The sequence below is a fragment of the Salinivibrio sp. AR647 genome (assembly GCF_001995415.1).
GTDB classification, from domain to species: domain Bacteria; phylum Pseudomonadota; class Gammaproteobacteria; order Enterobacterales; family Vibrionaceae; genus Salinivibrio; species Salinivibrio costicola.
The window spans coordinates 90,958-111,197 of sequence record NZ_MUFE01000010.1 but is presented as its reverse complement, the minus strand read 5'-3'; the positions used below and the strand labels follow the sequence as shown (position 1 = coordinate 111,197).

The following is a 20,240-nucleotide window of genomic DNA, read 5'->3' as shown; positions in this document are numbered from 1 at the left end:
AGGACATCGCCAGGCTCTCATTATCTAATTAGCGCTTAGTATTAGGCTTTAGTTAGCAAAAATTTAAGCATCAAAGCAATTAAGTGTAAGACTTTGATGAGACAGAATTGGTGCGGAGTGGTAGTTCAGTTGGTTAGAATACCGGCCTGTCACGCCGGGGGTCGCGGGTTCGAGTCCCGTCCACTCCGCCACTACTTATAGGGGTATAGCTCCAACTGGCAGAGCAGCGGATTCCAAATCCGCGTGTTGGGGGTTCGAATCCCTCTACCCCTGCCACCTAAAAAGCACCGACTTATGTCGGTGCTTTTTTTTATACAAGTATCACTCGATACGCTGGCTTATTGGTGGTTTTGGTGTTTATGAGTAAGAACACTTATTAGTCGTTTTTGGCGACGAATTGGCTTGGCCCAGTCGTATTAGGCTGATGACTAAAACAGAGTTCATAAGTGAAGGCGGTGGTATGCTTGGTGTCTTCTCCGCTTGTATGTTTATATTCCACTTCAACAATCACTCGTTGGTAGCCAGCGCCTTCAAATTGATCGATCTGCGCTAATCTCTTTGAAAGATCGTCAGCTTTAAATAACCAGCCTTTTACTCTGTCCTTTGCGTTATCACTTAACTCGATCCCTGGGTGCCCTGCTGCCGATCCCCAGCCACGGTCGGTGCGTATTGCTTGTATGCTGGCTTTGTGCCAGCTCCCTTTCATATCAGCGAGCAGGTGGTGGTTCTCTTCGTCTGGACAAAGAGTACCGTAAACAAATAGATTATTGAGCATAGGCGTCGCTCCATGAATACACCTTGTTATCATTGCTTTTCTATCCTATCTCTGACATCAAGTGTGCGGCAAGTGATAAGGTGTGTTTATCACTTGTATTTAGGCATTAACGATCGCAAAATCGGCGCCCGATGTAGGGGCAACCTATACTTTCAGTGGTGAGCTTTATGGTGGTAATTAAGTAATGAAACGACGTATTGGCAAGGTAGTGGCCTGGGGAAGCGCCATTTTAGTCCCAACGGCCATAGTGGGTGTCAATGGTTACTTTACTGTCCCCGATGGGTCACAGTTACACACTGTCTCTGGTATTTATCGCCAATGTGTTGATTATACCCATTCATTACCGCTGGATGAACAAGGCCATTTCTCTTTGCTGGTTTGGAACATTTACAAACAGCAGCGGCCACAATGGGATACAGCATTGACGCAGTATCGAGATCCGCATCGTCTTATGCTATTACAGGAAGCGAGTTTTGGCCCTCAACTCGCGCGCTGGATTACACAGTCATCACTTCATTATGATCAAGCCTATGCGTTTGCGATGCAAGATGCGGTCGCTGGGGTTATGAATCTTTCTCAGGTTAATCCTCTCCATAGCTGCGCTTATACAGCGGTAGAGCCCTATTTACGCTTGCCCAAAAGTGCACTGTACAGTGAGTATCAGCTTTCCAATGGTCAGCGACTGGCTGTGGTCAATATTCATAGCATTAACTTCACTTACGCGATGGCGGCTTATAAAAAGCAATTAGCAGCGCTTGAGCAAGCCTTGTTACGTGTTGATGGACCGATTATCTTGGCAGGGGATTTTAATACGTGGTCGCAACGGCGATTAGAAGCAGTCAGAGCGATGGTGTCGCGTTTGTCTTTACAAGAAATGCATTTTCAACCGGACCAGCGGATGACTAAGTTTGGGCTGCCTTTGGATCATATATTCTATCGCGGATTGACCGTGGAGCAGGCCAGTGCGATTGATAATGGTGCCTCCGATCATGCGGCGATGGAGGCACAACTTAAGGTGCTAGGGTGAGCGCTCGTCGCGTGTGATGCATTAACCCATAGCTGTAATGGATTAACTCACAGCAATGATGATCGCCCAGCCACCGAAAACAGCTACCCAGGGGAGAGTGGCGACAACAATGGCTTTACCTTGATTTAATGGTGTCCAGGTACCAATAGCGGTAATACTGAGGACCCAGTACCATGGTAGGAGCAAGGGTAAACTGGCTGCCCAAGCTGTCCAGGGTGATGTCAGCGGTAGCTTGAGCAGGCCATTCAGACTATTGAGATCAGCATGAGCCGGAAGGATAAAGCTCGGTGCGAGTGTCATATTGGTATAGCTTGCTAAATCACCAATGACTGCCGGCAGGAAAATAAAGCAGGATGCCGCTAACCAGTGACGATAGCCAAAGTTAGGTGCCTCTTGCTTGGTGGATAACCGGAACCAAAGGGCTAAGGCAAAAATTACCGCGGCACGACCAAACCAATCCCCCAATACTTCAGAGGCTAGGAGTGTTTCTCGTTGTAACCACTTTTCCGCTTCTGCTTGAGGCATGGACAGCTGTTGAGCCAGTGCTTGCTGAAGGGTTGATACATCCGTGTGATCAAAATAAGCACTCCAAAACGCAATCGCGCTCAAGCACATTAGTAAATAAGCAACCCAGCCCCACGCTGGTCGTTGACTTAGTGCGGCGAAACACGCACTTGGTCGGAGTACGGTGTCACGTAAGGCATAAAATGGATTGGTTGAGGCTTGCATCATGAGCCACTACTCCGTGAAATATCAATATGAAGCGTCAACTGTTGTCCCGGTTGGATATATGCGTTCTGGCGCAGTTGGTTCCATTTGATTAAATCTGACACGGATACCTTATATCGATGTGCAATCGTGCTCAGTGAATCACCTTGGCGAATACGGTAGGTGATTGTGCGAATACGTTGCGTATTGTTTTCTTTATCCCACACAACGAGCTGTTGACCAATGCTTAAAGTGTCGCGAGGACTCATGCCGTTCCACTTCGCGAGTTGGCGATAATCCACGTCATAACGACGCGCAATCGTCCAAAAACTATCTCCCTGACGTACTGTGTGAGTACGCTTATAACCATCACGCTCGGCAGCCTGCAAGGCGGCTAACCGTTGAGGGGCACTTAGCGTGTATTGAGACTCATCTTTGAGCGATACCGGGATCATTAAGCGTTGACCCACACGAATGCGTGATGAGCGTAACTGATTCGCGCGTTTGAGTACTTTTACCGTGGTATTATACTGGTCTGCTATCTCACTTAGGCTATCGCCCGACTTAACCGCATAGCGTTCGACACGAAGTCCCTGATTCTCATTTTTCGCGAGCTCGGTATTGAAGCGCGCCACCTTATCATTCGGCAGTAAAAGGTGAGTTGGGCCCGATGGAGATGTTGCCCAGTGGTTATAGGCTGGGTTAAGGCTTTGCAGTTCTGACACAGTCAAACCGGCATAGTTAGCCGCTAACGCGAGATCCATTTGCATACCCGGATCGACCATGGTTAACACTGGTTGGTTAGGGATTTCAGGGAGATCTAAACCGTATTTGTTTTTATTGCGCAGCACGTCACCCAGTGCGATGAGTTTGGGCACATAACTGCTGGTCTCTTTAGGAAGGTCAAGGTGCCAGAAATCGGTCGGTTTTCCGCGCTGCTCGTTACGTCGGATCGCTCTTGATACGCGCCCTTCGCCGGAATTGTACGCCGCGATTGCGTGTAACCAGTTGCCATCAAACATGCCGTGCAAGTACTCGAGGTAATCAAGTGCGGCATCGGTTGATTGGGCCACATCACGTCGGCCGTCATACCACCAGTTTTGTTCTAAGCCAAAGCGTCGCCCCGTAGCAGGAACAAACTGCCATAAGCCCGCGGCTCTACCATGAGAATAGGCAAACTGATCAAACGAGCTTTCAACAACAGGCAGCAGTGCCAGCTCGAGTGGCATATTACGAGCTTCTACTTTTTCAACAATAAGGTGTAAAAAGGGCGTCGCGCGCTCAGTCACGGTTGCGAGGTGATTAGGGTAGTTTAAATACCAATTTCGATACCGCCTCACCGATGCATTATTTGGGACAGGCAAGGAGAGTTGCATACTGATCCGCTGCCAAACATCCTCTTGTTTTTGCGGTGAGAGTACCGTGGGTTGGTTAGGTACCGCTTTCTCTGGTGTTACTGCGGTCTCTGTGGGCGTAGATGAAGCCTTCTGGGCCGCAATAGGAGGCGCTTTGTGGGCGGTATCCGTGTCTTGAGCGTCACCCGTTGACTGACAGCCGCTCAGCAACAGTGTGCTCAATAAAACTAAACGGTACTTCATGGCATAAAAACCTTCGTCCAAAATAGCCGATGATGATAGGGGCTGGTCTCACTGATGACAAGAGACTCAGCTCAAAATTCGTCCTTCCACTGACGTAAGGCGCGGAAAACTTCTAATTCAGTGTTATCTTGCGCACGCCCGCTGACCGCTTGAATCACGCTTGGCTCATGAATGCGCAAAAACGGATTGATACGTTTTTCGCGTCCAATGGTGCTCGGTAGTGTTTGTTTTTCCTGAGCGCGTAAGCGGTTGACTTCTTCGCGATACAAATGGAGATCATCGTTTTCAGGTTCGACAGTGAGTGCGAAGGCAACATTGGCAGCGGTATACTCGTGGGCGCAATAGACCTCTGTTTCAATCGGTAAGGAGGCTAGCTTCTTAAGCGAAGTTAGCGCTTGTGCTGCGGTGCCCCCAAGCAAGCGGCCACAGCCAGCAGAGAATAGCGCATCACCACAAAACAGCTTCCCATCGCCAACAAAAGCGATGTGATCATCAGTATGTCCTTCAACTCCGACCACTAAAAATCGATGATCGAAAACATCAATCTGATCGCCATCTCCCACTGCCATACTTAAGCGCGGGATAGGTTTGATCTCCGGTCCGATAACTTGGGCGCTGGGTGCGAAACGGACAAGCTCCTCAATACCATTCGTATGATCCCAGTGGTGATGTGTGATAAGAATACAAGACAGTGTCAACGTATTTGCTTTGAGATAGTCAATAACCTGACTTGCTTCACCGGGATCGACCACGGCGCATCGATTATCTTCACTAATAATGAGCCATATGTAATTATCGTTAAATGCAGGTATGCTTTTGACGTGAAGCATTGGGTTCTCCAGCGATAGAATGAGCCTTAATAATGAAACCAGCGCGCATTGAACATCAGTTTGACTATCCCTATACATGGGACCAGATTGCCTACGGTGATTGGGCGCGCACCCAATTGCAAACTCGGCTGGATGAGTGCCTGCCTACTTTATTCGGCTACCATTTGCTTAAATTAGGTGGATTAAGCTGCGAGCTAGTCAGTGAACAGTGTAACATTCAACACCAAGTCTGTGTCGATAAACACAATCCGATGCGTAACCTCACGGCTGCCCACTATGCCTTACCGTTTATCCAAAAGTCCTTTGATGTCTGTTTACTCGCACACCAACTTGATTATAGCGACGACCCGCACCGATTACTAAGAGAGGTCGATCGCGTGATGATTGACGATGGTTGTTTGATTCTTTCTGGCGTTAATCCAACCAGTCTCCTGGGGATAAAAAAGCTGATTAGAGGTCGACATCAGCGCCTACCTTGGGGAGGACGAATGTTTTCACCGCTGCGCGTCAAAGATTGGTTAAGTGTCATGAACTATGAAATCATTACCGCACAGCAAATGGGTCTATGGCCAACACAACGCCCCAACGCTCGCCATGCGTGGGTTGAAAGTAGCGCCAGTATGATAACGCCCGCGTTAGGATCTATTTATCTTATTATGGCGCGCAAACGCAGTTATCCACTTAAACCGATTAAGCCCCGTTGGAAACTAAAGCAAGCGGTATCGCCGCTAGGGGGAGTTGTACCTAACGGCGGTTAGCGCACCATGCTTTTATGCGGGAGGCTGATAGCCTTCATCTGTTTCGGTTGGTTGGTTAGCGGCTTGACGCGCGAGCTCATCACAACGTTCATTTTCAGGGTGACCGGCGTGGCCTTTTACCCAGTTCCACGTGATCTGGTGGTTGGCTGCCACCTGATCTAATTGCTGCCACAGGTCGGCATTTTTAACCGGCTTCTTATCCGCCGTTTTCCACTGGCGCTTTTTCCAGTTATGGATCCACTGGGTAATTCCTTGGCGAACGTATTGGCTGTCCGTGGTCAGAACTACTTCGCAGGAATCTTTTAACGCTTGTAACCCGACAATCGCGGCCATCAACTCCATGCGGTTGTTGGTGGTGAGGGTAAACCCAGCACTCAGCGTTTTTTCATGCTGCTTATAGCGCATTACCACACCATACCCCCCAGGACCTGGGTTACCGAGGCATGAACCATCTGTGAAAATTTCTACCTGCTTGGTCATCTTTGATACTATAGGCTATTCATCTGAGCCAAGTTTGACACAGTTATTGCCATGAAAGCGAATTACGATCGTCTCATCGTGTTAGATACCGAAACCACAGGTATGAACCGCGAAGGTGGGCCTCACTACCGAGGTCACAATATTATAGAAATCGGTGCCGTTGAGATTATCAATCGCAAACTCACCGGTCGGCACTTTCATGCCTATATCAAACCCACGCGCGCGATCGACCCTGAAGCGATTTCAGTGCATGGTATTACTGATGCATTTTTAGCAGATAAGCCTGCCTATACGCACGTGCATCAGGCCTTCGTCGACTTTATTCAAGGTGCTGAGTTGATTGCTCATAATGCGCCCTTTGATGTGGGGTTTATGGACCATGAGTTTAAAAACCTCGGGGTATCGGTGCGAACCAATGAGATTTGCACAGTCACAGATACCTTGGCAATGGCGAAGAAAATCTTCCCAGGCAAACGTAATAACTTGGATGTATTGTGTGATCGCTATGGCATTGATAACTCAAGGCGCACATTACACGGGGCTTTACTGGATGCGGAGATACTAGCTGACGTCTATCTGTTAATGACGGGTGGACAAACAGATTTATCCTTTAATGCAGGGACCGATACTGATAATGCAAGCCCAATGGCGCCGAGAACGGTTAAGCGTCAGAAATCGCTAAAGGTCATCCCTGCATCGGCCGATGAAATGAGTGCGCATGAAGCGCGGTTAGACTTTATTGAACAAAACGGCAGCTGTCTTTGGCGGCAGTAGGAGCAGGCATGAGAAAGCGGTGGTGGGCAGTTTGTTTTTGTTTCCCTTTATTGGCACACGCCAACGAGCAAGAAATCCGGCTGCTGGAAAACCGCTTTCGCGTTGACCCCACGATTGAGCGTGCTGCGTTTGTCATTTATCGAGAAAAACCCAGCATGCCCGTGGTCTTGGTTCGGCCTGACGGAAGCAAATATTATGCATGGCGGCATCCCGATAATGTCTCTTGGCATCAAGAGGCTGATATGGACATTGTATCGATTAGCGATCCGATGCCCGGGCCGTGGCAAGCCATTGGTCGCGTTAGCCCTGATAACAAAGTGAAAGTGCTGAGCGACTTGCGCATGAAAGTGGAAGATTTGCCCAGTCGGCTTTATCAAGGTGAAGCGATTAAATTCACCGCACGATTAATGTTAGGTGATGACCCCCTTAATCTGCGAGACTTTATTCGGCGTGTGGATCTCACCGTTAGTTTTTCTGAGTTTGTTGACGATCCTGCCTCGCTTAATCCTGACCAACGTCCTCAGCCAAAATCACTCGGCCAGTTTAGTGATGATGGAACAGGGCTGGATGAAGCGCCTAATGATGGGATCTTTACTGTTTCGCTTCCTATTGATGTGATGCCAGGTAAGTATCGAGCACGTGTGACATCGGGAAATGGGATCTTCTTTCGTACCCTTGAGCAAGAAGTCCTCGTTTACCCGACGCCACTCATGGCGACTTTTAAGCAAAGCCAAATAGATGATGAGCCGCATCAGTTAACTATCCAAATGGAACAAGCTAGCATTGAGCCCGGCAGCGTGTCTGTTCATGCCAAGTTTACTGATACCGAAGGCAAGACAACGGTCTATCAAAAAAATAGTGAGGAAAAGTCAGAGACACTCTCGCTCGATATTCCTTATGCGAGTACGCCTGGGCAATATAAATGGCGCTCAACACTATACGCGACAGACCAATTGTCGGGTCGCTCCCTGGTTTTCCCCTTACCAGAGCAAACTTTTGCTGTTACAGATTACGCAGCGCTAGAACAAGCTGAAGCAGAGCGCGAAGCGCGTGAGCAGGCAATGATGGAGGCCGCCGAGGCACGGAGACGAGAAAGAGAGCAGGCTGAAGCACGTACAACGTCTCTCATTATTATTGGCTTAGGTAATTTGCTTGTCATCTTGATTGGCGCCGCAACCTGGTTTGTGCTGAAAAAGCGTAAAGCACGAAAATTAGCTGAAGCCGCGCAAGAGCTTGAAGCTCCGCCACCCGATAAAGACGCGGAGTCAAAGGAGGCAAGTGAAGAGACGGATGAGCTGGATATCGATGGATCGAATAAAAATGTTTAACCGTGGCGAATGATAAAATTTAGCCGTGGTTAATGATAAAAAAAGAGAGGGAAATCCCTCTCTTTTAGTGGTGCGCTCAAAATACAGTGCGGTTATGCCGCATTATGCATCTTGTTTTCTTTGACTGACGCGGCAGGTAACTCTGCAGGATCAAAGTCATCGACATTGATTGTTTCGAGTCGACCTTGCTCGGCTTCTCGCAGTAAGTCGGCTTCTTGCTCGGAAATGACGCCAGCGTGTAACCCTTTATCGGCTACTTGATCCAGGAACATGAACGGCAACTTCTCGCCAAGACCGTCACAGACCTTCTTATGGATAGGCTCAGCCTTGAGGATGTCATGCAACGCTTTCTCGATATTGCCGATCGCATTGCCTGGCTCAAAGAATTGGCCACGACCAATCCGGTCACGCGTCGCACTAGGTGATTGTAAAATCACTGCCAATTTACCATCCAGACGATCACCCGGCTGGCGGCGTCCTCTACCAAGAGGGAGCACCAAGGCTCTTACTAACCCGGCAATCACACGATTCGGGAAGTTTGCGAGGAAACCATCCAATGCTTGCTCTGTTTGGTACATCGCGTCTTGCATGCCCCAATGAACTAAAGGAAGATCCTCGGTCTGGTAGCCTTCGTCAGCGTAACGCTTCATGGTCGCGGATGCTAAGTAGAGCTGGCTAAGCACATCCCCCAAGCGCGCCGATAAGCGCTCTTTACGTTTCAGGTTACCGCCCAATACCGCCATAGAGACATCAGCAAGCAGTGCCAGCGCAGAGCTGTAGCGATTCATCTGCTGGTAGTAACGACGTGTCGCGTCTTTGCGTGGTGCTTTCGAGAAACGTCCATCGGTTAAACCAAGCCAAAGGGTGCGAGCAACATTGCTAAATACAAAGCCGACGTGACCGAACAGTGCTTTGTCAAATGCTGCAAGTGCCGCTTGCTGATCGCTATTCTCGCTCGCACGAATCTCATCTAAGACAAATGGATGACAACGAATCGCCCCCTGGCCAAAGATAATCATTGAGCGGGTCAGAATATTCGCACCTTCCACGGTGATAGCAATCGGTGAACCCTGGTAATTCCGGCCCAAATAGTTTTTCGGCCCTAAGCAGATGCCTTTACCACCAATAACATCCATCGCATCAATGACGCTCTGCTGGCTACGGTGGGTACAGTGATATTTGACGATTGCCGAGATAACAGAGGGTTTTTCGCCTGCATCAATCCCTGTCACGGTCAACGCACTCGCGGCATCCATAACATAGGCATTACCCGCGATGCGAGCCAGCGGCTCTTCGATCCCTTCCATTTTGCCAATTGGCAATTTGAACTGACGACGAATACGTGCGTAAGCGCCGGTTGCAAGTGCAGCCGATTTAAGCCCACCCGTGGTATTTGAAGGCAGCGTGATACCGCGACCAATAGACAGGCACTCCATCAACATGCGCCAGCCTTGACCGGCCATTTTTTGCCCGCCAATAATAAAGTCCATCGGAACAAAGACTTCGTTACCTTGAGTCGGGCCATTTTGGAAAGGTACGTTCAATGGGAAATGGCGGCGACCAATTTGCACACCTTCCATATCGGTTGGGATCAATGCGCAAGTGATGCCGAGCTCGTCTTGATCACCGAGTAAATGATCGGGGTCGCGTAGCTTAAATGCCAAGCCTAAGACAGTCGCTACTGGTGCAAGCGTGATATAGCGTTTGTTCCAGGTGATTTTCATTCCCAGGACTTCTTCACCGTTCCAAACGCCTTTGGTCACTACGCCGTAGTCTGGAATAGAGCCCGCATCCGAACCGGCTTCTGGGCTGGTTAATGCAAAACAAGGGATCTCCTTACCCTGGGCAAGGCGAGGGAGGTAGTGGTCTTTCTGATCCTCGGTACCATAATGCTGAAGTAGTTCACCAGGGCCGAGCGAGTTAGGAACACCCACGGTTGACGACAGTACACCAGAAACACCCGACAGTTTTTGCAGCACTAAAGACTGTGCATATGCGGAAAACTCTAAGCCACCATATTGTTTTTTGATGATCATGGCGAAGAACTTATTGTCCTTCAGATACTGCCACACCTCTTCGGGAAGATCGGCAAGCTCGTGCGTAACCTGGTAGTCATCAACCATGCGACAGACCTCATTAACAGGTCCATCGAGGAAGGCTTGTTCTTCAGCGCTAAGTGTGGGGGCCGGAATATCATGCAATTTGTTCCAATCCGGGGCGCCGCGGAATAAATCGGCTTCCCACCAGACGGTGCCTGCGTCGATCGCTTCTTTCTCCGTTGCTGACATTTCTGGCATCACGGATTTAAAGGCTTTAAATGCAGGCTTACTCAGCCAATTGCGACGAAATGTCACAATATTTAGTGGTAGAGCAATGACGGCAAAAATTAACCAAGTAATTTGCCCCACACTCCCTATGACTGTCCCTACAACTAATCCGGCTGCCAGTACGGCAGTCGATACCAGCAACTTAGCACGATGGTATGCGAGTACGCCGGCCAGTATTAGCATGGCGACGATATATAACCCTGTTGCCATCACGTCATCTCCTTCGGTTTAATTAGGCTCTTACGCGTCGTGGTAAGAGGTCGTACCACTCAATGTAACCAAAAAATTAAATAATTGTAAAATCATACGGTGTGACCTGGCCTGCAAGGTCAGAAAATCTTCACTGCAGTTATTGCACAAATGGAAAGATAGGTTGCCATTCAAGCAAACGTGACCGAGCTCGCTTGCTGGATGATAACGGTAGTCGACAGCCCTAAAACGATACGGGTACACTGACAGTTGAACTGACTGATGCCTAACGGGCGTGATATTTGTTAACAGTGGGAAGGTGCCATGTACCAAGATCTTATTCGCGGTGAGCTTTCAGAAGCAGCCGATGTGTTAACCGCATTTTTGAGTGATGACAATAACATCCAGCAGATTGAAAAAGCGGCGACACTCCTTGCTGATAGTTTTAAGGCCAGCGGCAAGGTGTTGTCTTGTGGTAATGGTGGCTCACATTGTGATGCGATGCATTTTGCTGAAGAACTCACCGGGCGTTACCGCGAAAACCGTCCAGGCTACCCGGCGATTGCCATTTCCGATCCGAGTCATATTTCCTGTGTCTCCAACGACTTTGGCTACGAGTATGTTTTCTCCCGTTATGTTGAAGCCGTGGGTATGAAGGGGGACGTTCTGTTTGGCCTATCGACCTCGGGGAATTCAGGGAACATCTTAAACGCGATGGAAGCGGCTCAGAAAAAGGGCATGAAAACAATCATGCTAACGGGAAAAGATGGCGGCAAAATGGCCGGGCTAGCGGACATCGAAATTCGGGTTCCACACTTTGGTTATGCTGATCGCATTCAAGAAGTTCATATCAAAATTATCCATATTCTGATCCAATTGGTGGAAAAGGAAATGGCAGCATAATTCGCAGAGGTAGACGAAAGAATGTGTGAGTTGCTTGGCATGAGTGCCAACGTCCCTACGGATATCTGTTTTAGTTTTACCGGCTTAATTCAACGGGGCGGAAAAACAGGTCCGCATCGTGATGGTTGGGGGATTACTTTTTATGAGGGTAAAGGATTTCGTACCTTTAAAGATCCGGCCCCCAGCAGTCAATCTAAAGTCGCGGAGCTTGTAACCAGTTATCCGATCAAAAGCTGTTCGGTCGTTAGTCATATTCGTCAAGCGAACCGAGGCGGCGTGAGCTTGGAAAACACACATCCTTTTACGCGAGAAATTTGGGGACGCCATTGGACCTTTGCCCATAATGGCCAACTCTCTGGGTTTGAAAGTCTCGAGACGGGACATTTCAAACCCGTGGGAGAGACCGATAGTGAAAAGGCCTTTTGTTGGTTGTTAAACGAGCTGTTTAAGCATTATCCAAAGCAACCGGACAACATGTGTGAGGTGTTTGATTTTATTGCTTCACGCTGTGACCGACTGCGCGCGCTTGGCGTATATAACATGCTGTTTAGCGATGGCGATTATGTGATGGCGTATTGCACCAATAATCTGCATTGGATTACACGTCGTGCGCCATTTGGTCGAGCGAGTTTGATCGATCAAGAAATGACAGTTGATTTTCACGAGCAGACAACGCCGGATGATATTGTTTCAGTGATTGCGACGCAGCCGCTGACCAATAATGAGAGCTGGCATAAGATGCAAGAAGGGGAGTACTGCGTGTTCCACTTTGGCGAGGTCTATTGCTCGAACCAAGCGAGCGTCGCCACATCATGATCGAACAGGCGCCGAGGCGCCTGTTCATCGCAATGCCGGTCAATCGTCAGCTGCATGGCCTGAAGGACCGAGTGGCTGATTGTCCAACCAAGCTTTCCCAGCTTCCATTTTAAGCCGTCCATCAATAAACCATTTAACCACTAATGGATAGATTCGGTGTTCTTGTTGTTGAACACGGGCGGCGACGGAATCAATCTCATCACCGGCAAAGATAGGGACGCGAGCTTGTAATATCACAGGCCCACCATCAAGTTCTTCCGTGACAAAATGTACCGACGTCCCATGCTCTTTGTCGCCAGCATCAATCGCGCGCTGGTGGGTATGTAGTCCCGTGTATTTAGGGAGCAGTGATGGGTGAATATTCAGCATCCGCCCTGCGTAATGGCTGACAAAACCTGGGGTTAAAATACGCATAAAGCCAGCCAATACCACTAAGTCGGGTTGATAAACATCGATAGCCCGAACCAAAGCCGCGTCATAGTCTTCGCGGCTGGCATACGCTGTATTAGCAACGACCTGAGCGGGAATATCGGCTTGCTCGGCACGTGTTAGGCCATATACGTTTGCTTTATTGGCGATAACAGCAACGATGCGTGCCTGATGCCCCTGATGAAACTGATCAATGAGCGCTTGCAGGTTTGAGCCACTACCAGAAATTAACACAACAATGCGTTTCATTCTGTGAGCTCCACTTGCGCTTCATTAGCGTTTGCATGGGCAATATGACCCAGTTGCCAAGCGGTTTCTCCTGCTTCATTGAGTAAAGCTATTGCTTTCTCTGCTTCGGCTTGTGGTAGCGCAATGACCAAGCCAACACCACAGTTAAACGTACGTAGCATTTCGTAATCGCTGACATTGCCTTTTTCTTGCAGCCAGTCGAAAATTGCAGGCCACTGCCAGCTATTATTGTCGATCACTGCTTTTGTCCCTGCAGGTAATACGCGGGGAATATTCTCCCAAAAACCGCCACCTGTGATATGCGACACCGCGTGGATTGAGGTTTGCTCCTGCAGCGCTAAGACAGATTTGACGTAAATACGGGTCGGTGCCAACAAATGTTCGATAAGCGGTTGACCGGCCAATGGCGTGCTGAGATCCGCTTGGCTCACATCGAGGATTTTACGGATCAGGGAATAACCGTTTGAGTGCGGACCACTGGACGCAAGGCCAATCAGTGCATCGCCATCGCCGACATTGCTGCCATCAATCAGCGCCGACTTTTCCGCCACCCCGACACAAAAGCCAGCGACATCATAATCGTCGCCACTATACATTCCCGGCATTTCAGCGGTTTCGCCGCCGATCAAGGCACAGCCGGCTTGTTGGCAGCCGTGTGCGATTCCGGTCACGACATTGGCAGCGACGTCGACGTCGAGCTTTCCTGTGGCATAGTAATCAAGAAAAAATAACGGCTCTGCGCCTTGCACAATCAGATCGTTGACACACATCGCCACCAAATCGATGCCAATTGTGTCATGTTTGTTCGCGTCCAATGCAAGGCGTAGCTTGGTTCCAACGCCATCCGTACCAGACACCAGTACGGGCTCTTTGTATTTGGTTGGCAATGAACAAAGTGCACCAAAACCGCCTAGTCCTCCCATCACTTCAGGGCGATGTGTTTGTTTCACCACACCTTTAATACGATCGACCAGTGCGTTGCCGGCATCAATGTCGACACCTGCATCTTTATAGCTAAGAGATGATTGTTTACCGCTCACTGCAATTCCTCGCCGGAGTTGGAAATCAAAAGTCGGCGCTATTCTATCAGCGCATTCAGTGAAAGGAAAACGTTTGCGTGAGCAGTTTGGTGAGATTATAAACGATATATCAAGCGCTATCTCTACGCTAGCAAATTACTTTCATGTATACTACCGAGAATTTGTTTTTTGTAAGGAGTCTAAGATGAAGGTCGTGGAAGTAAGGCACCCGTTAGTCAAACATAAAATCGGCTTGATGCGTGAACGTGATATCAGCACCAAGCGGTTTCGTGAGCTTGCCACCGAAGTAGGTAGCCTGTTGACTTATGAAGCCACCTCAGACTTCGATACAGAAAAAGTGACGATCGATGGCTGGGATGGCCCGGTTGATGTCGACCAAATTAAAGGTAAAAAAGTGACTGTGGTGCCTATCCTTCGTGCTGGACTCGGTATGATGGATGGTGTCTTAGAGCACGTTCCTGGCGCGCGGATCAGTGTCGTGGGTGTCTATCGTGACGAAGAAACCCTTGAACCTGTGCCTTATTTTCATAAACTGGCGAGCAACATCGATGAGCGAATGGCCTTGGTCGTGGATCCGATGTTAGCAACCGGTGGCTCTATGATTGCGACGATCGATTTGTTGAAAGAGCAGGGCTGTCAGCAAATTAAGGTTTTGGTTTTGGTCTCAGCGCCTGAAGGGATCGAAGCACTGAAAAAAGCACATCCTGATGTGGAGCTTTATACTGCTGCCATTGATGAGAAGTTAGATGATAACGGCTATATTGTTCCTGGTTTGGGCGATGCTGGCGATAAGATTTTTGGCACTAAGTAACTTTTTGGCACTAAGTAACTAAGTAACTAAGTAGCTAGGTCATTAAGTAACCAAGCCATTAAGTCGTCACAAGCCAAGTACTCAGACGCCAAGTCATCAAATTAATCGTTTGGAAAAACAAAAAAACCGCTAAGTACTAGCGGTTTTTTTAGTTTCAGGGGCTTAGCTTAACCTAGCTTAGCGAGGTAGCGCCGGATTTGCGCTTCAATGCCGGTGCTGTCTAATTCGATATCGGCATGGATTTCTTGTTGTGTGCCTTGCGAAATAAAACGATCGGGTAAGCCTATTTGCAGGACGGGTTTCACCGTGCCTTGCGCCATCAATGTTTCAATGACGCCAGAGCCAGCGCCGCCCGCTACCGCATTCTCTTCCACGGTCACCAAGCAGTCATGGGCTTTTGCCATCTCCTCGATCAGTGTGTGATCAAGCGGCTTAGCAAAGCGCATATCGACAACCGTTGCGTTGAGTGTGTCTGCCGCGTCCAATACGCTTGGCAGTAAGGTGCCAAAGTTCAGAATGGCGATGTGTTCACCTTGACGTTTGACCACGCCTTTACCCACGGGGATAGCTTGCATTTTATCGTCAATAACAGCGCCCATCCCGCTGCCTCGAGGGTACCGCACTGCGGCGGGACCATCATGAATATGACCGGTATACAGCATTTGACGGCATTCGTTTTCATCACTGGGCGTCATGACAACCAAATTTGGGATGCATCGTAAGTAACTTAAATCAAACGCACCTTGGTGAGTTTGACCGTCGGCGCCGACAATACCACCGCGATCAATCGCAAATAACACCGGAAGATTCATGATCGCGACATCATGAATGAGCTGATCATAAGCGCGTTGTAGAAAGGTCGAATAAATCGCGACCACCGGATGATAGGTGCCAATCGCCATACCCGCGGCAAGCGTTACCGAGTGTTGTTCCGCGATAGCGACATCAAAATATTTATCTGGGTGTGCCTTAGAAAAGCGGACCATGCCAGACCCTTCTCGCATGGCTGGCGTGATGGCTAACAATTTGTCATCTTGTTCGGCCATATCACAAAGCCAATCACCAAACACATTGGAAAAAGTAGGGCTGGAAGGCTTGGACTTAGGTAACGTATGCACGCTCGGATCAAACTTGGGGACAGCATGATAGCCAATCGGATCGTTTTCTGCCGGCGCGTAACCTTTGCCTTTTTTGGTCATCACATGTAAAAATTGCGGACCTTTTAGGTGGCGCATATTTTTAAGGGTTTTGACCAGCTCTTCGACATCGTGCCCATCAATCGGACCAATGTAATTAAAGCCTAACTCTTCAAACATGGTGCCAGGCACGACCATGCCTTTAAGGTGTTCTTCCGCACGACGTACCAATTCTTTAATCGGGGGGGCGCCGGAGAGCACTTTTTTGCCGCCTTCGCGAATGCTGGTATAGACATTGCCAGAAAGCAATTGCGCAAAATGATTATTCAAGGCGCCGACATTTTCTGAGATAGACATCTCATTGTCATTCAGTACGACCAACATATCGGGCTTCACATCCCCAGCGTGATTCATGGCTTCAAAAGCCATCCCCGCGGTGATGGCGCCGTCGCCAATCACACTGACTACGCGCCGGTTCTGCCCTTCTTTTTCCGCGCAGATAGCCATCCCGAGAGCTGCGCTGATTGAGGTCGAAGAGTGCCCGACTGACAGCACATCGTAAAGGCTTTCTTCTCGCCAAGGGAAGGGGTGAAGGCCATCTTTTTTCCGGATCGTGGGCATCTGCTCCCGCCGTCCGGTTAAGATTTTATGGGGGTAAGCTTGATGCCCTACATCCCAAACAAGATGGTCAAACGGCGTATTATAGACATAATGCAGCGCCACAGTGAGTTCCACCGTTCCCAGCCCTGAGGCAAAATGGCCGCTGGAATGGCTCACTGTGTTAAGTAAATAGGTACGTAACTCCTCGCACAACTGAGGCAAGTGGTCACGCGGTAAGGTGCGTAACTCTTCAGGCGTATCAGCAAGCGCGAGGGTTGGGTATTTTGATATATCCAATGTCATAATGGTTCGGCGCTTTTATTAATCATGCTAGTTGTTGCGCTCGATGATATATCGGGCAAAAACTTCCAGTTGCTCGGTATTGTAGGGGATCGCCTCCAAGGCGTGTAGTGCTTCTTGGTAAAGTTGCGCCGCTTTTTCTTGCGCGCCAGCCAGCCCCAGTAAAGCAGGGTAGGTGCTCTTCTCCGCATTCACATCGGAACCTTGAGGCTTTCCAAGCGTTTGCGTATCGCTGGTGATGTCCAAAATATCATCCTGAACTTGGAATGCGAGCCCGATAGCATCCGCAAATCGGTCTAACGATCCGAGGTGTTTCACCCCAGTCTCCCCAGCCGCATAGGCCCCCAATCGTACCGCCGCTTTAATGAGTGCACCGGTTTTATTACGATGAATTTGCTTCAAGGCATATAAATCAACGGCTCGGCCTTCTGCGGCTAAATCAAGTGATTGACCCAGACACATCCCGGATGCGCCGCTTGCATTGGCCAATACTTTCACCATATCGATACGGTATGGTTGGGCATTTGGATTGAGTTCACCTTCAGCAAGCACGGTAAAAGCCAGTGTTTGTAGCGCATCACCGGCGAGAATCGCCGTCGCTTCATCGAATGCAACATGACAAGTCGGCTGACCACGGCGCAAACTGTCGTTGTCCATCGCCGGTAAATCGTCATGGATTAATGAATAAGCATGAATACATTCTACTGCTACTGCGGGTGTGTCGAGCTGCGCAAGCGGTATACCGAAAAGTTGCCCCGTCGCATAGGTTAAAAACGGGCGAATCCGTTTTCCTCCCAATAACAAGCCATGGCGCATCGCTTGAATAAGAGGTTGTTCCTGATGGTCTAGGGTATAAAGCCAGGATTCAAGTTGTCGGTTACTTCGCGTTTGCGTCTCGCGCAGAGTCTCTTTTGCAACAGTACTAGTCATCGTCTTGGGGGGAAAACTCAGTCAGTGGCCCATCGTCTTCTTGCGAAAGCAAGATCTCGACCCGTTGCTCGGCGTCCGCCAAGGTTTTTTGCCCTTGACGGGTTAAGGTGATACCACGCTCGAAGCGTTTCATTGCCGTATCAAGCGGCAGTTCGCCGGACTCTAACGCGCCAACGATACTGTCTAACTCTTTGAGCGTGTCCTCAAAGGTCATATTTTCTGGTTTCTTCACAGCCATGATGCCATAAAATTAGAAAAGAAAGGCTAGACGGTAACTCAGCGGTGAAAAGTGGTCAAACCGCAGAGGCCGATTTTGTGTTCTTACCCCAAGCGGTAAATGGCATGTTATCCTTATTAATATTGACGGATTTACGCTAAACCTAAAGGATTGGTTGCCGATATAACCAATACCCTGAAAGTGAACAACAATGACTTAATGGTAGTTAAGGGAGACTGACGTGGATATAGCGACGGTGCTAGGCCTTATAGGAGCATTAGCCTTCATTGCGATGGCGATGCTACTGGGCGGTAATTTTGGAATGTATGTTGATCTACCGTCGGTATTGATTGTATTTGGCGGTAGTACTTTCGTTGTTCTCATGCAATACCCGATGAGACAGTTCTTCTCCTCATTCAAAATTGCGGGCAAGGCTTTTATGTTCAAAGCTGATGATCCGGAAGATTTGATTGCTAAAATTATCGAAATGGCCGATGCGGCGCGTAAAGGCGGGTTTCTCGCTCTCGAAGAAATGGAAGTGACTAACTCGTTTATGCAAAAAGGCGTAGACTTGCTCGTTGATGGCCATGATGCGGATGTGGTGCGAACGGCACTAAATAAAGACATTTCGCTCACTGACGAGCGTCACGAGAGTGGCATTGGCTTTTTCAAAGCGATGGCGGATATCGGCCCTGCTATGGGGATGATCGGTACCTTGATCGGCTTAGTGGCCATGTTGTCGAATATGGATGACCCGAAAGCGATCGGGCCAGCGATGGCGGTGGCGTTGTTAACCACTATGTATGGCGCATTACTAGCGAATGTGTTTGCCATTCCTATCGCGAATAAGCTGACGTTGCGGAAAGAGCAAGAAAAACTGAATCGGCGACTAATAACGGACGGCTTACTCTCAATTCAGGATGGACAAAATCCAAGAGTGATTGATGGTTTCTTGAAAAACTATCTCAATGAGAAAAAACGTGAAGTAGATGTTGAGAGTTAATCATTGATTATCAACACTGTTATAGTCTTCGGTAAGGAATCGAGATGGCACAACAAGAAGAAGAGGAATGTAAATGCCCGCCCCCCGGTTTACCACCGTGGATGGGGACGTTTGCGGATTTAATGTCGTTGCTTGTTGCATTTTTCGTTCTTCTGTTGTCCTTTTCAGAAATGGACGTGCTTAAGTTTAAGCAAATCGCTGGCTCGATGAAATTTGCGTTTGGGGTACAAAACGTCCTTGAGGTGAAAGATATTCCTAAAGGGACCAGTGTGATTGCACAAGAGTTTCGCCCTGGCCGCCCAGAGCCGACGCCCATTGAAGTGATCATGCAGCAAACCATTGACATGACGCAGCGCACCTTGGACTTTCAAGAGGGGCAAGATGATCGCTCTGGCGGATCTCAGCGGACAACCTCTGACAAAGAAGGTGGATCGAGTGCTCAGGTTGCATCACAGCTTGAACAACAACGGATGCAAGAGCAACTTGAGCAGTTACAAAAAGCCTTGATGCAGGCGTTGCAGCGCGAGATAGAAGAAGGCGCTATCGAGGTTGAAAACCTAGGTCAGCAGCTGGTTATCCGCGTTCAAGAAAAGGGGGCGTTTCCTCCCAATTCTGCGTTTTTGCAGCCTAAGTTCCGCCCCATGGTGCGCCAAATTGCGCAGCTGGTAAAAGATGTTCCTGGAGAAATTAAAGTGTCAGGCCATACCGACAGCACACCGCTGGAGTCTGAGCTATATCGATCTAACTGGGACATTTCCGCACAGCGTGCGGTCTCAGTGGCACAGGAAATGGAAAAAGTGCCCGGCTTTAACCATTTGCGGATGAAGGTAGAAGGCTTGGCCGACACCCAGCCACGAGCTCCGAATAGCTCTCCCGACAACCGAGCCGCCAACCGGCGTGTAGAAATCGCTGTGATGCAAGGGAAACCGAGCTTTTCAGACGAGATTTCTGCTGATGATGTGGCTGATCCTCCCCCTTAACATCCTCTGCGACGGTCACGACTTATCGATTC

The 20,240-nt window shown here is 49.1% G+C and carries 20 protein-coding genes and 2 tRNA genes; 11 read left to right on the top strand and 11 right to left on the bottom strand.

Annotated features, from left to right (window positions below; translation table 11 throughout):
• Positions 1-114 precede the first annotated feature (114 nt).
• Both BZG76_RS12820 and BZG76_RS12815 read left to right on the top strand, forming a co-directional pair.
• Positions 115-191, top strand: a tRNA-Asp gene (locus BZG76_RS12820).
• 8 nt (positions 192-199) lie between these two features.
• Positions 200-276 (top strand) — tRNA-Trp (locus BZG76_RS12815).
• 100 nt (positions 277-376) lie between these two features.
• Here the strand turns inward: BZG76_RS12815 and BZG76_RS12810 are convergent.
• Positions 377-775, bottom strand: coding sequence for a gamma-glutamylcyclotransferase family protein (locus tag BZG76_RS12810; protein ID WP_158011345.1), 399 nt, complete (start codon positions 773-775; stop codon positions 377-379).
• Positions 776-959: 184 nt separating this feature from the next.
• Here BZG76_RS12810 and BZG76_RS12805 point away from each other — a divergent pair, with 184 nt between their 5' ends.
• Complete coding sequence (locus BZG76_RS12805; RefSeq protein ID WP_077461649.1) at positions 960-1,802, top strand: endonuclease/exonuclease/phosphatase family protein; 843 nt, start codon at positions 960-962, stop codon at positions 1,800-1,802.
• A gap of 42 nt (positions 1,803-1,844) precedes the next feature.
• Here the strand turns inward: BZG76_RS12805 and BZG76_RS12800 are convergent, their stop codons facing one another.
• The 3 genes from BZG76_RS12800 to gloB form a co-directional block, all read right to left on the bottom strand.
• Positions 1,845-2,534, bottom strand: a complete 690-nt coding sequence (locus BZG76_RS12800) for a YIP1 family protein (RefSeq protein ID WP_021024168.1) — start codon at positions 2,532-2,534, stop codon at positions 1,845-1,847.
• Positions 2,531-4,108, bottom strand: a complete 1,578-nt coding sequence (locus BZG76_RS12795; RefSeq protein ID WP_108743680.1) for a lytic transglycosylase — start codon at positions 4,106-4,108, stop codon at positions 2,531-2,533. The genes BZG76_RS12800 and BZG76_RS12795 overlap by 4 nt, the downstream gene beginning before the upstream one ends.
• Positions 4,109-4,179: 71 nt before the next feature.
• Positions 4,180-4,938 carry a hydroxyacylglutathione hydrolase gene (gene gloB, locus BZG76_RS12790; protein WP_077461648.1) on the bottom strand — a complete coding sequence of 253 codons (759 nt, stop codon included), beginning with the start codon at positions 4,936-4,938 and terminating at the stop codon, positions 4,180-4,182.
• A 32-nt stretch (positions 4,939-4,970) separates the two neighbouring features.
• Here gloB and BZG76_RS12785 point away from each other — a divergent pair, with 32 nt between their 5' ends.
• A complete protein-coding gene (locus tag BZG76_RS12785; RefSeq protein WP_077461647.1) occupies positions 4,971-5,696 on the top strand; it encodes a class I SAM-dependent methyltransferase in 726 nt (241 codons plus the stop codon).
• A gap of 12 nt (positions 5,697-5,708) precedes the next feature.
• Here the strand turns inward: BZG76_RS12785 and rnhA are convergent, their stop codons facing one another.
• On the bottom strand, positions 5,709-6,176 hold the full coding sequence (gene rnhA, locus BZG76_RS12780) for a ribonuclease HI (protein ID WP_021024164.1): 468 nt from the start codon (positions 6,174-6,176) through the stop codon (positions 5,709-5,711).
• A gap of 51 nt (positions 6,177-6,227) precedes the next feature.
• On the opposite strand from rnhA, the gene dnaQ reads away from it, so the two are divergent.
• Both dnaQ and BZG76_RS12770 read left to right on the top strand, forming a co-directional pair.
• The gene (dnaQ, locus tag BZG76_RS12775; RefSeq protein ID WP_021024163.1) at positions 6,228-6,950 is read left to right on the top strand and encodes a DNA polymerase III subunit epsilon; all 723 of its coding nucleotides are present in this window, start codon (positions 6,228-6,230) and stop codon (positions 6,948-6,950) included.
• 8 nt (positions 6,951-6,958) lie between these two features.
• Positions 6,959-8,278, top strand: coding sequence for a TIGR03503 family protein (locus BZG76_RS12770; RefSeq protein ID WP_077461646.1), 1,320 nt, complete (start codon positions 6,959-6,961; stop codon positions 8,276-8,278).
• Between the two features lie 92 nt (positions 8,279-8,370).
• On the opposite strand, the gene fadE is transcribed toward BZG76_RS12770, so the two are convergent.
• Positions 8,371-10,815, bottom strand: coding sequence for an acyl-CoA dehydrogenase FadE (gene fadE, locus BZG76_RS12765; protein WP_077461645.1), 2,445 nt, complete (start codon positions 10,813-10,815; stop codon positions 8,371-8,373).
• 303 nt (positions 10,816-11,118) lie between these two features.
• On the opposite strand from fadE, the gene lpcA reads away from it, so the two are divergent.
• Both lpcA and BZG76_RS12755 read left to right on the top strand, forming a co-directional pair.
• A complete protein-coding gene (gene lpcA / locus BZG76_RS12760; RefSeq protein WP_021024160.1) occupies positions 11,119-11,697 on the top strand; it encodes a D-sedoheptulose 7-phosphate isomerase in 579 nt (192 codons plus the stop codon).
• A 21-nt stretch (positions 11,698-11,718) separates the two neighbouring features.
• Positions 11,719-12,513: a class II glutamine amidotransferase gene (locus tag BZG76_RS12755; protein WP_077461644.1), complete on the top strand. Its 795-nt coding sequence runs from the start codon at positions 11,719-11,721 to the stop codon at positions 12,511-12,513.
• A gap of 39 nt (positions 12,514-12,552) precedes the next feature.
• Here the strand turns inward: BZG76_RS12755 and purN are convergent, their stop codons facing one another.
• Both purN and purM read right to left on the bottom strand, forming a co-directional pair.
• The gene (purN, locus tag BZG76_RS12750) at positions 12,553-13,191 is read right to left on the bottom strand and encodes a phosphoribosylglycinamide formyltransferase (protein WP_077461643.1); all 639 of its coding nucleotides are present in this window, start codon (positions 13,189-13,191) and stop codon (positions 12,553-12,555) included.
• The gene (gene purM, locus BZG76_RS12745) at positions 13,188-14,231 is read right to left on the bottom strand and encodes a phosphoribosylformylglycinamidine cyclo-ligase (RefSeq protein ID WP_077461642.1); all 1,044 of its coding nucleotides are present in this window, start codon (positions 14,229-14,231) and stop codon (positions 13,188-13,190) included. Before purM ends, purN begins: the two co-directional genes overlap by 4 nt.
• Positions 14,232-14,415: 184 nt before the next feature.
• Between purM and upp the strand changes: the two genes are divergently transcribed.
• Positions 14,416-15,042, top strand: coding sequence for a uracil phosphoribosyltransferase (gene upp, locus BZG76_RS12740; RefSeq protein WP_021024156.1), 627 nt, complete (start codon positions 14,416-14,418; stop codon positions 15,040-15,042).
• Positions 15,043-15,209: 167 nt separating this feature from the next.
• Here the strand turns inward: upp and dxs are convergent, their stop codons facing one another.
• From dxs to xseB, 3 genes are read right to left on the bottom strand one after another with little or no spacing between them, the layout of a single operon-like run.
• Positions 15,210-17,081, bottom strand: a complete 1,872-nt coding sequence (gene dxs / locus BZG76_RS12735; RefSeq protein WP_077461641.1) for a 1-deoxy-D-xylulose-5-phosphate synthase — start codon at positions 17,079-17,081, stop codon at positions 15,210-15,212.
• A gap of 27 nt (positions 17,082-17,108) precedes the next feature.
• Positions 17,109-18,008: a (2E,6E)-farnesyl diphosphate synthase gene (gene ispA / locus BZG76_RS12730; protein ID WP_077461640.1), complete on the bottom strand. Its 900-nt coding sequence runs from the start codon at positions 18,006-18,008 to the stop codon at positions 17,109-17,111.
• Positions 18,001-18,246, bottom strand: a complete 246-nt coding sequence (gene xseB / locus BZG76_RS12725; RefSeq protein WP_077461639.1) for an exodeoxyribonuclease VII small subunit — start codon at positions 18,244-18,246, stop codon at positions 18,001-18,003. Before xseB ends, ispA begins: the two co-directional genes overlap by 8 nt.
• 220 nt (positions 18,247-18,466) lie before the next feature.
• Here xseB and pomA point away from each other — a divergent pair, with 220 nt between their 5' ends.
• Positions 18,467-19,228: a flagellar motor protein PomA gene (pomA, locus tag BZG76_RS12720; RefSeq protein WP_069361155.1), complete on the top strand. Its 762-nt coding sequence runs from the start codon at positions 18,467-18,469 to the stop codon at positions 19,226-19,228.
• A 44-nt stretch (positions 19,229-19,272) separates the two neighbouring features.
• A complete protein-coding gene (locus BZG76_RS12715) occupies positions 19,273-20,208 on the top strand; it encodes a flagellar motor protein MotB (protein ID WP_077461638.1) in 936 nt (311 codons plus the stop codon).
• Positions 20,209-20,240 lie beyond the last annotated feature (32 nt).

What these genes read in the sequence shown, in the direction of transcription:
- BZG76_RS12810 (WP_158011345.1), bottom strand. Translation starts at nt 775, where the DNA reads ATGCTCAATAATCTATTTGTTTACGGTACTCTTTGTCCAGACGAAGAG.
- BZG76_RS12805 (WP_077461649.1), top strand. Translation starts at nt 960, where the DNA reads ATGAAACGACGTATTGGCAAGGTAGTGGCCTGGGGAAGCGCCATTTTA.
- BZG76_RS12800 (WP_021024168.1), bottom strand. Translation starts at nt 2,534, where the DNA reads ATGATGCAAGCCTCAACCAATCCATTTTATGCCTTACGTGACACCGTA.
- BZG76_RS12795 (WP_108743680.1), bottom strand. Translation starts at nt 4,108, where the DNA reads ATGAAGTACCGTTTAGTTTTATTGAGCACACTGTTGCTGAGCGGCTGT.
- gloB (WP_077461648.1), bottom strand. Translation starts at nt 4,938, where the DNA reads ATGCTTCACGTCAAAAGCATACCTGCATTTAACGATAATTACATATGG.
- BZG76_RS12785 (WP_077461647.1), top strand. Translation starts at nt 4,971, where the DNA reads ATGAAACCAGCGCGCATTGAACATCAGTTTGACTATCCCTATACATGG.
- rnhA (WP_021024164.1), bottom strand. Translation starts at nt 6,176, where the DNA reads ATGACCAAGCAGGTAGAAATTTTCACAGATGGTTCATGCCTCGGTAAC.
- dnaQ (WP_021024163.1), top strand. Translation starts at nt 6,228, where the DNA reads ATGAAAGCGAATTACGATCGTCTCATCGTGTTAGATACCGAAACCACA.
- BZG76_RS12770 (WP_077461646.1), top strand. Translation starts at nt 6,959, where the DNA reads ATGAGAAAGCGGTGGTGGGCAGTTTGTTTTTGTTTCCCTTTATTGGCA.
- fadE (WP_077461645.1), bottom strand. Translation starts at nt 10,815, where the DNA reads ATGGCAACAGGGTTATATATCGTCGCCATGCTAATACTGGCCGGCGTA.
- lpcA (WP_021024160.1), top strand. Translation starts at nt 11,119, where the DNA reads ATGTACCAAGATCTTATTCGCGGTGAGCTTTCAGAAGCAGCCGATGTG.
- BZG76_RS12755 (WP_077461644.1), top strand. Translation starts at nt 11,719, where the DNA reads ATGTGTGAGTTGCTTGGCATGAGTGCCAACGTCCCTACGGATATCTGT.
- purN (WP_077461643.1), bottom strand. Translation starts at nt 13,191, where the DNA reads ATGAAACGCATTGTTGTGTTAATTTCTGGTAGTGGCTCAAACCTGCAA.
- upp (WP_021024156.1), top strand. Translation starts at nt 14,416, where the DNA reads ATGAAGGTCGTGGAAGTAAGGCACCCGTTAGTCAAACATAAAATCGGC.
- dxs (WP_077461641.1), bottom strand. Translation starts at nt 17,081, where the DNA reads ATGACATTGGATATATCAAAATACCCAACCCTCGCGCTTGCTGATACG.
- ispA (WP_077461640.1), bottom strand. Translation starts at nt 18,008, where the DNA reads ATGACTAGTACTGTTGCAAAAGAGACTCTGCGCGAGACGCAAACGCGA.
- xseB (WP_077461639.1), bottom strand. Translation starts at nt 18,246, where the DNA reads ATGGCTGTGAAGAAACCAGAAAATATGACCTTTGAGGACACGCTCAAA.
- BZG76_RS12715 (WP_077461638.1), top strand. Translation starts at nt 19,273, where the DNA reads ATGGCACAACAAGAAGAAGAGGAATGTAAATGCCCGCCCCCCGGTTTA.